Here is a 13,976-nt window from a genome sequence, read left to right on the forward strand (position 1 = left end):
TTAGTGTTTGTTTAGTTAAATCCTAATGATATTGCCGTAAGGTTAATCACCTTGCCTATTCTGTTTATATCATCAATCAGCACCGGGTCTGTTGCTAACTGAGCTGTACCATCGGCAAATGTTATTACCGTGTAGTAAATGGCCGACCAGTTGCTCAGATAATTAGCTACAGGTAGAATAAAAGAGATATGATTGATAACCCCGTCTTCGGTGATGCTCTTTGTTGCTGACGTAAGCACGTTGGCCGGGTCTGTATCGCCGGATCTGGTAATGCTTATGTTAAAATCTATCTGCTTAATGTTGTGCTTAGCAAATAAGCCGGTATTGTTGGTCACAATAATGCTGTCATCAACCTCGTCGGCGTTAAAACGGAGTTCTTTAAGCACTTGATTTACATAGTCATCATCAGCTTTGTAGGCATAGTTAAGATCGCTAACATTGCTGATAGCCGCGCCAAAATCTAATGATGAGGTGGCTACTGTATTGTTACCGCCTATAAGCGCGGGAGGGGTAACATCCGTAGTTGCCCCACTATTGCTGTAGCTGTTTATGGCAACATCGTATAAACTATTGTTCGATAGATATTTAGTATCATCCGCCACATTTACGCTGTAACTCAAAGCATCGCCTGTAACAGCAAACAGCGAGAGTTTAACTGCCGATTGCACAACAATATCTGCAGGGGTATCAACTTTCCACACAAATTTGTCTACAATGCCGCCGGCTGTTGATTTTAACAATCCTGCTAAAGTTGCAGCCGTACCATCATGGATAGGCACTTGTTTAAATTCAATATGGAATAAGTTTAAGCTATTGGCCTTGCTGGTAGTTGCACCCAGGTATACTGCCTCGGCCACCGGGATGTTGTGCCCGTTAAATAATTGCTGGCTCTGCGCAGCATCTAAAACCTGCGGATATTCTATGTAGATATCATTGACGGTTTTACCCAGGTTTTGGGGCAGGTTTTTTACTATCAGCTCCTTTATTTTACGAACCTGCCACGCCGATAAATTGGGCGCAACATTGAACTTAAAGTTGGCGGTTGATTTGCCAACGCCATCCGCATCATTGAGATCTATAGTTGTATTCAGATATGCCGATGGTACAAGCTGTTTGGTATCAGACGGATCTTCTAAAACAATAAGGTATTGCTCGGGCACAATAAGGTAGTTGTTATTGAGCTGATTGCGGTAGATGGCGTTTATACCATAATGTTCGTCTGACAACGAGCCCGTTAAGATAGAAAATTGCGCATACGCATGTTTACTTGTTATACTGGTGTCAAAGGGTGGGTTACATCCAAAAACTGTTTGGCTATCGCCATCTACAACAACATAATTATTGGGATAAGTTGCGCAATCGAAACTCACAGGTATAATTGTAATGTAAGGTACATTATCTACTTGCTCGTACTTTGGCGCATCATCTTGTGGTACTTCTTCCGGTGCAGTTTCAGGCACCTCAGTGATCTGTGGGTCTTCAACCGGTGGGGGTTCTTCTGGAGGATTTTCCGGCGCGACGTAGGGATCCGGAAGATCAGTATTCTCAGACACCTCGTCAACCCCAAGGGTTCTGAAAATGCGGCGATTTACGGAAAAGGCGGGCTGAACCTCAAGCGGTTTTAAACGTTGGCTAAAAGCCACAGCTTGGTTAAGCTTAACAAAATTGCGAAACTTGATCAGTTTCTGCGGTTCTTGTTTTTTTCTGAAACCCCAGTAAGTACCCTGGATAACAAGTGAACAAAAAGGTAGTGATGTAGGGTCTGACAGGATCTTGTAGAGGTTAGTTAAAACGCCAAGATCATCTGCATTAAAAGTTAAGGTACAAACGGTGCCTGCCATGGCAACAACCGGCTGGTAAGTAAGCACCTGGCCATTAGCCAGTTTAAAATTTAAAACTGCCGTTATGTTGTTTAAGGGCAATACTTTGTCCCCTGCTATAGTAACATCCTGATCGGGGGCCGGCAGATTGGTATCCAGGTTAATAGTAATGGTCCCAGTGTGGTTATCAATGATATTGCCGGTGCTATCGCTTGTTTTGCCATTTTTTGTGCACGCAAAACTAAAGCCACCTTGTAACGGGGCTTTTTTAGTGAAAGTAGGGAGCAACCACTGACCGTTGCCATGTACATCCTGAAACACCGTTGTAGAACCATCATCAATGATAGGCCCTGTAACAGCTACCTCTGCCGGCATAATGTAATTTACCAGCGGCACATCAGCAAATTCCTGAAACCGCATGCGGGTATTTAGCCTTGATATTGCAGCGGTAACCGTAGCAGTATCCGGCGGTGTCATTGCTATAGGTTGTACCCGGGTAAAAAGCGCCGGGTTAATTTTGTTGAACTTAATATTTGTCATTTTGCTATCCCTCAATTGATTAAGATGGTTACCAGGTGACTGGTAGTGTCATCCTTACTTACTTTAATTTCTATCGCCGACGAAAAGGAATCAGACAGGCCCAACGCCTTTGCTTTTTGCAGGTTAAGCTGTATCTCATATTTCACCAACACGGTATTGTTACTGTTACTGGCAAAAACTGTTTTTAATATGCTGCCGCTATTACCTGCCACCCATATCATAGGTTGCAGGGTTTGCTTATCGCTATTGAGTAAGGTGCCCGAGTTTTTAAAAGTTATATAGTTACTACTATCGGGGTAACCGGTTTGCATGACTATTTTGTCAATCAGTGTCCCGTCAAGAACAGCACTACTATCCTGCTTTATGTATACCGATGCGGTAAATGATATTTTGCCAAAAACATCACCGCTTTGCTTTAGCCTAAGGTCAAGCCGGGCTATAACACCCGGAATGGATGGCCACTCCAGGTGTTGCTTGTTAGCCGCTTCTATTGTTTTTATCTGTGGCATTGCTTGGGTATTAAAAGTCTACGAGGTTCTCTGCTGCTTTTTTGAGCTTTTCTATTTGCTCTTTTAAATCAGCTGGAGGGAACGGTGTTTTTGCAATAAGCGGTACGCTGCCAGCCAATTCGATCTCGTCGCCGGTGTAGGTAACCGATGGGATGCCAGCTACACGGCTTTCTATGATCATAGTTACCTGGTAACTCCATTTTACAGCATCCTTAGGGTCTGCAGTCCAAGCTTCAAAAAATTGTGGGTTGGCAAGTGTGTCGGCAGTAAACCTTAAAGTTACCGGGTCGCGATCTGCCCTTCTAAAGGTGATCATCATTTTGGTGCGGTCATCAAGCGTGGTATCCAGTTCAATGGGCCCAACACGTAAAGTACCCAGCACCTCGGCTTTTACTTCAATGCTGTGTTCGGTAGTTTTCTCTTCGCTGATCTTGAGCGTATGATCCGGCACTTCTACATTTGGTTTTTCCAGAAAACGGATCTCGCGTTTAACGTAGATTACGCTTTGCTGATCGGCAGGCAGGTTGTCCTGGCGCTCGAAATCAAATATGATAATGCGATCTTTAAACTTGCGTGTCCATACGGCGGGTGCCAGCGCTGTAGATTTTTCGGCACCCACACTATCCATGAATAAACCTGAATTTTTATATACAATGGCCCCCGTACTATCAGGATAACCTACCTGTAGTAATAGCTGATCTATCGGGTCTCCCCCGTTACCATTCTCGTCCGGCCAGAAAGCACGGGCAGATGCAATAACATGTATCTTGCGGAAGCCTCCGGCCAGGTGTACAGTATCAAAATATTTTGCCTCGTTTGCCGGATCGTCTTTTAAGGTCTCGTAGAAGCCCATTAAGTGGGCAGATATGGTGTTATCTTTTATGTACGTTTCGTTGATCTCTTCCTGAAAATCAAGTTGCAGATGGGTCTCATTGTGCTCAAATTTCAGTGCAAAACTTACACCTATTGCGCCCGTATCAGCAGCTTTTGCGTTCTCTACCTTTGGCGGTTGCGGGTCAAAGATCACCTTTTGGGCAACTTCCATAAACTTATCGAAGGTTTTATCAACCTGGGCTTCGTACAATTTCTCGCGTTCGGGTGTCAGTACCTCGTTATCGATCGTGATCGATTTCTTGATGATACCTTTTTGAACAGCGCTGTTAAACGCAGCCTGGATCTCTCCTTTTACAAACAGGTAAGAGGCCTTCACATCTGCAGAAAAGTGATTATAAATTGCGCTCCAATCGCCGTGGATAGATGCGTTGAAAGAGCCTGTATAAAATTTGTGCTTTAATGTGTTGTGCACAAAAATGGGGCTTGATGCGCCATGGAAACCCGCTTCTAACAATTGCGCAGGGTACTGGCCCACCATAGCGGTGTAAGCGTTGTTACCCACCGGGTTAATGGTGCCCTTACCTTCGCCCTGCATTTTCCATAACCATGGGTTATCAGGTCTTTCTGTATTAGGGTCGGCAACATTTTCAGGTGATAGCGATGAAATAAAAACGTCGTTATCGATAATTGGCACAACACCGAGGTCAACCAATTGGGTATCACTGCCGGCTTTAAATAACCTATCGGCGCTGTACCTTGGGTTGTCGGTAATGTCCTTTTTAAGCTCGGCAATCGTGTTAGTAATAACGCTATCAGGTATTTTTAATGTTGAGGTAAACGCCAATATACCACCTGCTACTTCAAGCTGCCCGGGCGAAGCCACCGCGATATTATCGTCGGCAGTTAAGACACCTGCAAATTTTGTAAAATGGAACATGTAATCGCCATTCTCAAAGCGGGCCATGCGAGGAGAATCAGGCAGGTACCAGAACTGAAGCGGCCTGCCCGCTGCCCGCAGCTGCTCGTTGAACAGATCGGGAAAAATGTTAAGCTGATATGTATTTCCTTCTTCGTCGTTTTTTACTACCAGCATCCTGTTTGCGCCATAGTAAGGCCCAATTGGCGTTCCTGTAAATTCGTAAGCCATGATCTTTATATTTTATGGGTAAGTATTTTTGTTTGATAAACCTGCACGCTCTGCCCGTGCAGGTTTATTTTATGAAAGGTTAGGCATCAAGCTCGTCCAGCTGTTTAGATTTTTGTTTGTATTCCGTTAAACGGTCAAGCAGATCATCCGGCATCTTGGGCAGGTTAATAGAGATACCGTTAGGGTAACTGCCAGACATAGGCACTTCATCGCCTTCGTAAACGATGGCATCAAGCGGGCCATAGCTTTTGTAAGTCACCTTCACTTTGTATGACCATTTCATTACCTGGCCGGCATCGGCTGTCCAAACCTCAAAAGAAGGTTTCTCTGTTGCATTGTCGGTATTGAACATGATGGTTGAAGGCGAAAAGCCGTCTTTGTTAAAAGTCACCTCAACCTGCATGTGTTTATTCAGATCTGCCGCCAGGTAAATAGGTGCTACCTTCAGGTGCCCTACCAGGTCTGCTTTGATCTCTACCTGTGTGTTGGTGGTTGTTTCTTCGGGTATTTCAACAGTGTTATCGTCGTCTATTTTAACGCGCTCATCTTCTTTATAAGTGATGGTACGTTTAACCGATATCTGGTTACGTTTATCGGCAGGTACATTATCATCAACTGCAAAATCAAATACGTATACCCTGTCTTTGTTATCTTTCGTCCAGATAGCCGGAGCAAAATCTTCAGAAAGTTTGCCAGCCAGGGTATCATAATATCTGCCCGAGTTACGGTACTGCACAACGCCGTTTGAATCGGGGTATCCTACTGATAGCAACAGCTTATCTAAAGGCTGCTCGCTGGTTTCAGTTGGCCAGTTAGCCCTGGAGGTTGCTATAACGTGGATCTTTTTAAAGGCATCGCCCATGTTCACAAAGCTGAAATACTCGTCTTTTGCCTTGGGGTCTTTGCTTAGCTCCTGGAAAAATCCGCGCATATTGCCGCTTACTACAGTAGTTTTAAAATAAGGGCCCTGTATAGTAGTGCTGTCTTCCATGTGGGCGGTATCGGCAGAAAAGTTTTTGTTAAGCGCATAGCTGTAACCGTTGTCGCTGTCTTTCCAGCTATAGGTGGTGCTGCTTGATCTTACCAGGCCAAACCATGATGACGACCTGTGCGACTGTATCTCCAACTGCTTTGATTTGGTATCGGCAGCCTCGGCAGGAGCCAATTGAACCGGCTGGCGATCGAAAATGAACTTTTTAACATTTTCCATTATCAGCGCTTTAGCCTGGTTGGCCATATCGTTATAAAGCTCTTTGTCCTTGTCGGTCAGTTCCGCATCGCCATAAGTAATAGTAGTTTTGCAAAACCCCGAAAGGTTATTTTCCTCAAACATGCTGTGAATGTTGCTTTGGGTCCAGTTGTCTTTATACTTGGTATTTTCGGCATAAGCGTTATGGATCTTCGAATAATCGGCAACAACCTTGATCTCTACAGACGGGATATAAAAGCGGAGTTTAAGTGCGTTCTGCACGAACAACGGCCCGCTATCTCCTTTAAAGCCGGCTTCAACCAAGGCAGCAGGGAACTGACCCATCATTGCAGTACATGCATTTTTGCCGTTAGGATCAAGTGAACCTCTTCCGTCGCCCTGCATTTCCCAAAGCCATTTATCAGTATTATCCTGCGGCGTAGCAGGGTCATTAATTTCACCAAGCGTAGCGGTTGATATGGCCAATATGTTCTCTTCTACCGGTACAAAGCCTAATTCAAACGCAGGCGCATCAGGGTTTTTAAACATAAACAGCGGGTTGCTATTTAGGCTGGCATTCTTTTTTATTTGTTGGGCAATTTGGTCTTTAAGGCTGTCTATAACACCCGGCGGTAATTCCAACGTTGAGGTAAACGATACCATACCGCCTGCTACCTCTTCCTGACCTTTGGTGCCAATGTTGCTGTCTTCAGTTAACACACCTGAAAACTTTGTAAAGTGAAACTGGTATTTGCCATCATCATTCCTGGCCATCCGTACGGAGTTTGGCATAATATAGAAATGCATAGGTTTACCTGAGTTTTTTAGATCATCATTACAGATATCGGGGAAGATTTGTAAAGTATAGGTTTCGCCTGCATCTGAGTAAGCTACCTGAACGGTATTTACGCCCCAAAGAGGGCCTTTTGCCGAGCCATTAAATTCTACATACATGGTAAAAAAGATTAGTGGTTATTAATTTTTTGATTGAATGTTTGTGCGATAAGTATGAACCTACAGCGGCGGGTTTGCCTCATAGTTGGTTGCCCCTATTTGCACATGATAGTGGTTAGCATGTGCTTTTCTAAGCGATGCATCGGGGTGGTCCGGGTGGCAAATAAAGGACGAGACCGTAGGTCGATTGTATTCAAGCATCCTGTCGGCTTGTTCGCTGTCGCTCAGCAGGTCGTCCTGGTTTTGTGATTTATCCTGGCAGTGCTGCATGGCGTAGCCATAATAGTCGCGGGCCAGGTTATAAATAAGCCCGTCGCTTTCCTGTAACCTGAAACAGGTTTTGCCGCCGCTGGTAACCTCGGGCTTTTTGCCCCAATCGTTCAGGATGTTAAGCGTAAATGTTGAACCGTCTGACAAAGTGCCTGCAAGACCACCGAAATCAATTGCCCTGCCGGTATTATGGCAATCAAAAAGATGGTTTGGATTACCATGGCCAATGCCAATGTGATGCACTTCGGTGACGGTACAGTTGTTATTTGGCCCCCAAAAATCCCTGAACCAGGCGGTCATTTTGTAAAGGAACACTATCATACGTGGATCGATGTTGTCCATAAACCCTATCACCTTGGCGGTAGTGCCGGTTAAGTATTTAAACTGAATGCCGTTTACCACATCAGGCTTAATGCGATAGGCACGCACAACCGCTTTTGTTTCGCCATTGCCGCTTATCACGGTAGTAACGTTGGTTTGATTAACAGCCCCGCCATTTATCTGCAACTGTGCATCTGGTTCGTTTATTAAATGATCGACTATTTGTAATGCCTGCCCAACAGTAATTTTGCGGGTTGGATAATCGTTACTTAACCAGGTATCAATTTCAGATGGTTCAGTCGGCGTCTCTTCTTCAGTATTATTGCTTTCTTCCGCTGTCGTATTCTCCTCTTCAGTGGTGTTATTTTCCTCTTCGGATTTATTTTCGTCTTCAGTAGTGTTATTTCCTTCTTCTGATGTATTAGAGCTATTATCGTAATAAGCTTCTATAGCACCGTCAGTAGTTGTCCAGGTTATTACACCATTTACAAATTCACTTTTACGGCCGATGGTTGCATTGTCGGTTGTGTCATCCTGCTCATCGCTCAACGGGTAGCCCAAAGAACTTTGCTCTGCGCCAAGGTCAATGTAACGCGCCAGTATGTCGCCGTTTACCTCAAAAGCGCCGTAATCAGGGTGGTAGTAAATGGTACCATTATCGTAAGACCGGCTGGAGCCAACGCCATCAGCTAATAGTATTTCATCGGTTGTTGCCGCTCCAAGATCCACTCCCTGCGAGAACAGATCATCGTATTTTTCATCAATTGCAGACATAGTAAAAAGTATTTATCTTTAGTTAATTATTTTCGTTACCGCTTATCATTCTCATAAGCGAACAATCCAAAGTTGAGGCAAATTCAATTGGAGGTAAACAGTACGTATACTGAAAGTTATGCGTATAACTACGGAGATATTTTGCGTATAACTACGCAATGGCGCTGCTGATTCTTTATCTATTTTTGTTTGGTATAATTAACTATAGATAAATCGTACAAATAAACCCGTAACCCACATAAGCTAATCATATGATCACTTTTAAATCTTCTTTTAACCTGCTGGTGCAGGGAGTTTTAACTGCTACTTTGTTAACCGCCTGCCAGGAAAAAAACCACGGTAACGGAAAAATACCTTATGACCAGAGGAACGCGCAACGGCATGTTATATCTGTTAGCAAAGCAGAAGAATTAACTACACGTTACAGGCAAGGAAAAAATGAGTTAATGAGGCAACTCAGAAGCCCCGATTATCTTGACAAAAGCTTTAGCATGCCCGACGCGGAGATGTTTAACCGCGACGCGATTGCATTACTGCTAAACCAAAAAGGAGCAAAAGGTATGCGTATTTATGTGGGGCAGGATGATAAAGGCCTTATCCGCTTTGTATTAGTAGGTGTAGATGCAAAGGGAGAAGATATATTAGGTAAACGCGATACTTTGGCAGCAACAGCCGCATACTCCGCTGCATCTGCAAGTTCCGCGCCTATAATATTGGAAGTGGGCCAGCGATGCCCTACATTGTGCAGTACCCTGAGCCGGAAATAATAAGCTTGCTTAGCATGAAAACTGTATTTACCTTTCTTTTAAGCGAGTCTATTTTGCTGCCTATTATAGTGGGATTACTTGCAATAAAAAAGTTAAAGGATTGCTGGCTGCCGTTTTTTTGCGTGCTACTGCTTTCATTTGCGGCAGAGTTGCTTAGCTATTACGATATCGAATATCTAAGAACGAGCAATGCTGTTGTAATTAACACCTACAGTTTGTGTGAATGCTGTTTAATAATCTACCAACTTTATATTTTAAATAACAGGCGCTCGCCTGTTATTTTCTTTGGGCTGATGGCTTTGTGTACCGCATTTTGGCTCACCGAAAATATAGCTTTTAAAAATCTCAATAATTTCAGTCCATATTTTAGAGTATTCTACGCTTTCCTGATTGTTTTACTAAGCATAAATTTGATAAACCGTTCCATGGTAGATCAGCGGAACAGCTTATTAAAAAATCCTGTTTTTGTGCTATCCCTATCATTTATCATTTTCTTTATTTATCAAATAATTTATGAGGCATCTTTTTTCATAGGATCAGATAAATCCATGGTTGCCAATAAGATAATTGTTTTATTTGCATATGTAAATGCTATTACTAACATAATGTATGCCTGCACAATAGGGCTTATTGCCAGGTATAATTACATTGCTTGCCGTAACAAGAAATATAACTTTCGCAGTTATTAATGGAGGATAAATTATTTTATACCGTTGTTAGTACTTCGGTTATCATTGCGCTTATCATTATGTTCTTTGTGATATCGGTTATCAGATATCACAGGCGTTACATACGCTTGCAAAAAGATATGATACGCGCGGAGATAACCATGCAGGAACTGGAACGTAAACGCATTGCAAACGACTTGCACGATAGCCTTGGCCCATTGCTTTCATCGGTTAAGTTATACATGCAAAGTATTGAGAACATCAGTGCCGACAACAGGGCATTGCTCAATATAGCAAACTCGCATATCGATGAAACAATTACCGGGTTAAGGCAGATCTCTTATAATCTCTCGCCCGAAAGCCTAAGCAGGAACGGTTTGGTCAAAGCAATTGAAGAATATCTTTTCAGGATAAATAGTTCGAAGGTTATAGAGATTGATTTTGATGCTAAAAAAGACATCAAATTACCCGAAAATATCGAGATCCACTTGTTTCGTATCATCCAGGAAGTAGTTAATAATACCATGAAACATGCGCAAGCCACAAGTTTACGGTTAATTATAGCTGTTGTGGGCAATCAAGTTACCGTAATGTCAATTGACAACGGCATTGGCTTTAACCCTAACGAAATGGGAAAGATGGCAAGAGGATTAGGCTTAAGCAGTATCAGGAGCAGATGCGAGATCTTGAATGCCAGTCTAACAATCACATCAGCCATAGATCAGGGCTGCAATTATGTAATAAAAGTACCTCTTTCTTAGGTTTTTATCTTTTAAATTTTTTAATTTTAGCTTAATTTGAAGATACGCTTTAAGTAAATAGAAAAAATCATGCATCACAACATTGATATTGTAATAGCAGATGATCATGAAATTTTTTGGATGGGCTATCTCTAATGTTATCCCGCCAGCATGGTTTCAAAGTAGTTGGCCGTGCAAGCAATGGAGCGCAATTATTAGACATAGTAGATAAGGCAAAACCAGATGTTGTTTTAACAGATATTAAAATGCCGGTTTTAGATGGTATAGCAAGCACCAAACAGATGTTACAAACATGGCCTGATCTTAAGGTGATAGCACTATCAATGTTTAATGAAGAGAACCTGATCGTAGAAATGCTTGAAGCAGGCGCAAAAGGCTATCTGCTAAAAAACGCACACAAAAACGAAATAGCTGAAGCAGTAACAAGTGTTTACGAAGGTAAAAATTATTACTGTGCCAAAACGTCAAGCGCCCTTGCAGGCATGATCGTACGCAGCAAATTTAAATCAACAACTTCAGACCATACTATTGAACTAAGCGAACGAGAAAGAACCATTATACAAATGATCTGTCGCCAGCAAACCGCGCAGGAAATAGCCGATACCGTATATTTAAGCAAACGAACAGTTGAGGGTTGTAGAATTAAGATTTTTGAAAAAGTAAAAGTTAAAAATTTAGGTGGGCTTATCATATTTGCACTGAAACATAAACTGGTGCACGAGAACGAACTGATTTAATATAGAAAACAAAAAAGCCGCCAAATCATACGATTTAGCGGCTTTTTATTTGTAGCATGTTTCTCAGCGGTGTGAGAGGGATTCGAACCGCCTCACGCAATAAACTATAAATCAATTATTTATAAACACCAAAAAATCTGTAACAACGAATGTCACACTGTTTTAATACACCTATCTATGCACCGTTCATTGCCTAATATAGAAAGTATGTGCAGATTCAATAAACTTAAATGTGCATTTCTCGAAGCCTGTGTATATTGAATCAAGCAGGCATTGACATTCTTGTTAATAAAGTTTCAATCGAGTTTAAGCCAAGGTTATCATTAAATTCATCTACGTTACAACAGCTATTCCGATGTTTATAAATTGTACTTATTAAAGCGACGTACTAACGCTTTCTAACTTTTAATCATCTTTTCCATAATAATGTGTTTTGTTGATACAAATGTAAGGGTCGGAAGAGACGAATGTTAGTTGCAGACGTTCAGTTGTTATCGCAAGACAATCAACTGCTTCTGAGAATAACCGCTGTCCTTTATTGAACTTTAGGTCCACATATAAATGGCCTATGGTTTAATTATTTGATATTGTTCGGAATCATTTATATGGAATATAGGAAACCACTTAAAATGAATTGTAAATCAAAGATTGCCAGTGTAATTTCCAGTTGAATTGGCACAATAGAGGTGTAAAATTGTGTATCGTTGTCTATTATATATAACTGACCAATGATGTATTAAACCTCATTTACTTCCATTATGTTTAGGGGAATTTGAAAGTTATGATTTCGAAAACAGTAGGCGCTGGGTCAAAAAGCTAATTCATTATTATCGCGAAATGGCGTGGAATTAGCTATTGTAAATTAGTTTGAAGCCATAAATCATTTCGATAGAAATAAAATTTTAAATTATCTTCCATGCATTTTGACTTTTTTCACTTGTTGATGGTCGGTTTTGTATAAAAAAAAGTCCTAAATTGCTAATACCTCAATTTTTACATCTACTAATTTTAGTTCATCCGTATCTGTAACGGTAACTGCTATTTATAAAGCACCTAAATTGAGGAATGATGTACTGTAGAGTTATGGCTATTTGCGCGTTGTATGCGTGCTTTTTTCTAAACAATTGTTTCGGCCAACCCACAACTACCAGCCAGGTTTGGGGTAACTGGACCGAATGGGGCGACCAGGGGAACGGCACCTACCGCAACCCTGTTTTACCTGGCGATTACAGCGACGTGGACTGCATACGCGTAGGTACTGAATATTACGCTGTTTCATCTACCTTTCAATATTCTCCGGGTTTTGTTATTCTAAATTCAAAGGACCTGGTAAACTGGAAGATCCTGGGCCATGCGGTTAACGATATCGCATCCATATCTCCGGCCATGACCTATAAACAAATGGACCGATACGGCAAAGGTATCTGGGCCGGAGCTATACGATATCATAACAATCGTTTTTGGGTATATTTTGGCGACCCTGATGAGGGTTATTTCATGACATCCGCCGAAAAAGCCGAAGGACCCTGGGCGCCTTTGACACGCGTATTGGCAGAAAAAGGTTGGGATGATTGCTGCCCTTTCTGGGACGAAGACGGCCAGGCATACCTCATCGGGACGCATTTTGCAGATGGATACAAGATACACTTGTTTAAAATGAGTGCTGATGGCAAATCGCTTATAAAGGGTTCTGATAAAGTTATTTACCAATCAGATGGCAGCGAGGCTAATAAACTTTACAAGATAAAAGGCTACTATTATCATTTGTTCAGCGAGGTTAGGAATAATGTACGCGTGCTAATGATGGAGCGTGCTAAAAACATATGGGGACCTTACGAAGGCCCAAGGCAACTTAGTGAAGGCCAACCGCAATATAATGAACCTAACCAGGGTGGTTTGGTAGAAACCCGATCAGGGCACTGGTATTTTTTAACGCACCATGGATCCGGAGATTGGTCTGGCCGTATCTTGAGTTTACTACCGGTAACCTGGCTTGATGGCTGGCCGGTGATAGGCCAACCCAACCAGGCAGCTATTGGTGAAATGGTTTGGGAAGCCAAAAAACCAGTAGCGGGCCAACCAAGGGTAACTCCGCAAAGCAGTGATGAGTTTGCAGGCGCTTCAATTAAACCGCAATGGGAGTGGAATTATCAGCCGAAGCAAGATAAGTGGTCGTTAACAGAGCGAAAAGGCTGGTTAAGGTTACATGCTTTTACGCCGCTAAAAGATGATCTGCTTTATGCAGGCAACACGCTAACCCAGCGTACATACCGCACAACCAGCAATGAAGTAACCGTAAAAATAGATATCAGCGGAATGGCTGATGGGCAAAAAGCAGGCTTATCTCATTTTGGCGCGCCATATTATTCAACCTTAGGTGTGATATGCACCGGTACAGAAAAGAAACTGACCTTTAGCACCAAAGATAAAACCACAGAAGGCCCTGTAATTAACGGCGAATATCTGTTGCTACGTTCTGTCTGGGGCTTAGATGGCTTAAGCACATATAGCTACAGCACCGACGGCAAAGATTTTAAAACCTTTGGTGAAAGCTACCAGCTAAGATGGGCCTCATACCGCGGCGACCGCTTAGCTATTTACTGCTACAACACCAAAGCTGATGGCGGTTACATAGATGTTGACTTTTTCCACTATAAATATACCAATTAAGTAAAAGCCCATTGC

9 protein-coding genes are annotated in these 13,976 nt (G+C 42.4%); 4 read left to right on the top strand and 5 right to left on the bottom strand.

The features are described 5' to 3' along the window. Window positions 1–11: 11 nt before the first annotated feature. The 5 genes from INP83_RS16745 to INP83_RS16765 form a co-directional block, all read right to left on the bottom strand. Window positions 12–2,360 carry a hypothetical protein gene (locus INP83_RS16745; RefSeq protein WP_219125170.1) on the bottom strand — a complete coding sequence of 783 codons (2,349 nt, stop codon included), beginning with the start codon at window positions 2,358–2,360 and terminating at the stop codon, window positions 12–14. An 11-nt stretch (window positions 2,361–2,371) separates the two neighbouring features. After that, window positions 2,372–2,869, bottom strand: coding sequence for a hypothetical protein (locus tag INP83_RS16750; protein ID WP_219125171.1), 498 nt, complete (start codon window positions 2,867–2,869; stop codon window positions 2,372–2,374). A gap of 10 nt (window positions 2,870–2,879) precedes the next feature. Continuing rightward, window positions 2,880–4,850 carry a hypothetical protein gene (locus INP83_RS16755; RefSeq protein ID WP_219125172.1) on the bottom strand — a complete coding sequence of 657 codons (1,971 nt, stop codon included), beginning with the start codon at window positions 4,848–4,850 and terminating at the stop codon, window positions 2,880–2,882. Between the two features lie 79 nt (window positions 4,851–4,929). Then, window positions 4,930–6,993, bottom strand: a complete 2,064-nt coding sequence (locus INP83_RS16760) for a hypothetical protein (RefSeq protein WP_219125173.1) — start codon at window positions 6,991–6,993, stop codon at window positions 4,930–4,932. A gap of 60 nt (window positions 6,994–7,053) precedes the next feature. Continuing rightward, complete coding sequence (locus tag INP83_RS16765) at window positions 7,054–8,358, bottom strand: LGFP repeat-containing protein (protein ID WP_219125174.1); 1,305 nt, start codon at window positions 8,356–8,358, stop codon at window positions 7,054–7,056. A gap of 251 nt (window positions 8,359–8,609) precedes the next feature. Here INP83_RS16765 and INP83_RS16770 point away from each other — a divergent pair, with 251 nt between their 5' ends. From INP83_RS16770 to INP83_RS16785, 4 genes are all read left to right on the top strand, one after another. Next, entirely contained in the window at window positions 8,610–9,125 is a 516-nt protein-coding gene (locus INP83_RS16770) for a hypothetical protein (RefSeq protein ID WP_219125175.1), read from the top strand. A gap of 688 nt (window positions 9,126–9,813) precedes the next feature. Next, a complete protein-coding gene (locus tag INP83_RS16775) occupies window positions 9,814–10,554 on the top strand; it encodes a sensor histidine kinase (protein WP_146269706.1) in 741 nt (246 codons plus the stop codon). Between the two features lie 134 nt (window positions 10,555–10,688). Then, window positions 10,689–11,291 (top strand): response regulator transcription factor, encoded by a 603-nt coding sequence (locus tag INP83_RS16780; RefSeq protein ID WP_219125176.1) that lies wholly within the window; start codon window positions 10,689–10,691, stop codon window positions 11,289–11,291. A gap of 1,065 nt (window positions 11,292–12,356) precedes the next feature. Then, window positions 12,357–13,961: a glycoside hydrolase 43 family protein gene (locus INP83_RS16785; RefSeq protein ID WP_219125177.1), complete on the top strand. Its 1,605-nt coding sequence runs from the start codon at window positions 12,357–12,359 to the stop codon at window positions 13,959–13,961. The last annotated feature ends 15 nt before the right edge of the window (window positions 13,962–13,976 follow it).

The organism is Mucilaginibacter sp. 21P (assembly GCF_019331605.1).
Lineage (GTDB): Bacteria > Bacteroidota > Bacteroidia > Sphingobacteriales > Sphingobacteriaceae > Mucilaginibacter > Mucilaginibacter achroorhodeus.

What these genes read in the sequence shown, in the direction of transcription:
- INP83_RS16785 (WP_219125177.1), top strand. Translation starts at nt 12,357, where the DNA reads ATGATGTACTGTAGAGTTATGGCTATTTGCGCGTTGTATGCGTGCTTT.
- INP83_RS16750 (WP_219125171.1), bottom strand. Translation starts at nt 2,869, where the DNA reads ATGCCACAGATAAAAACAATAGAAGCGGCTAACAAGCAACACCTGGAG.
- INP83_RS16760 (WP_219125173.1), bottom strand. Translation starts at nt 6,993, where the DNA reads ATGTATGTAGAATTTAATGGCTCGGCAAAAGGCCCTCTTTGGGGCGTA.
- INP83_RS16775 (WP_146269706.1), top strand. Translation starts at nt 9,814, where the DNA reads ATGGAGGATAAATTATTTTATACCGTTGTTAGTACTTCGGTTATCATT.
- INP83_RS16770 (WP_219125175.1), top strand. Translation starts at nt 8,610, where the DNA reads ATGATCACTTTTAAATCTTCTTTTAACCTGCTGGTGCAGGGAGTTTTA.
- INP83_RS16765 (WP_219125174.1), bottom strand. Translation starts at nt 8,358, where the DNA reads ATGTCTGCAATTGATGAAAAATACGATGATCTGTTCTCGCAGGGAGTG.
- INP83_RS16780 (WP_219125176.1), top strand. Translation starts at nt 10,689, where the DNA reads ATGTTATCCCGCCAGCATGGTTTCAAAGTAGTTGGCCGTGCAAGCAAT.
- INP83_RS16755 (WP_219125172.1), bottom strand. Translation starts at nt 4,850, where the DNA reads ATGGCTTACGAATTTACAGGAACGCCAATTGGGCCTTACTATGGCGCA.
- INP83_RS16745 (WP_219125170.1), bottom strand. Translation starts at nt 2,360, where the DNA reads ATGACAAATATTAAGTTCAACAAAATTAACCCGGCGCTTTTTACCCGG.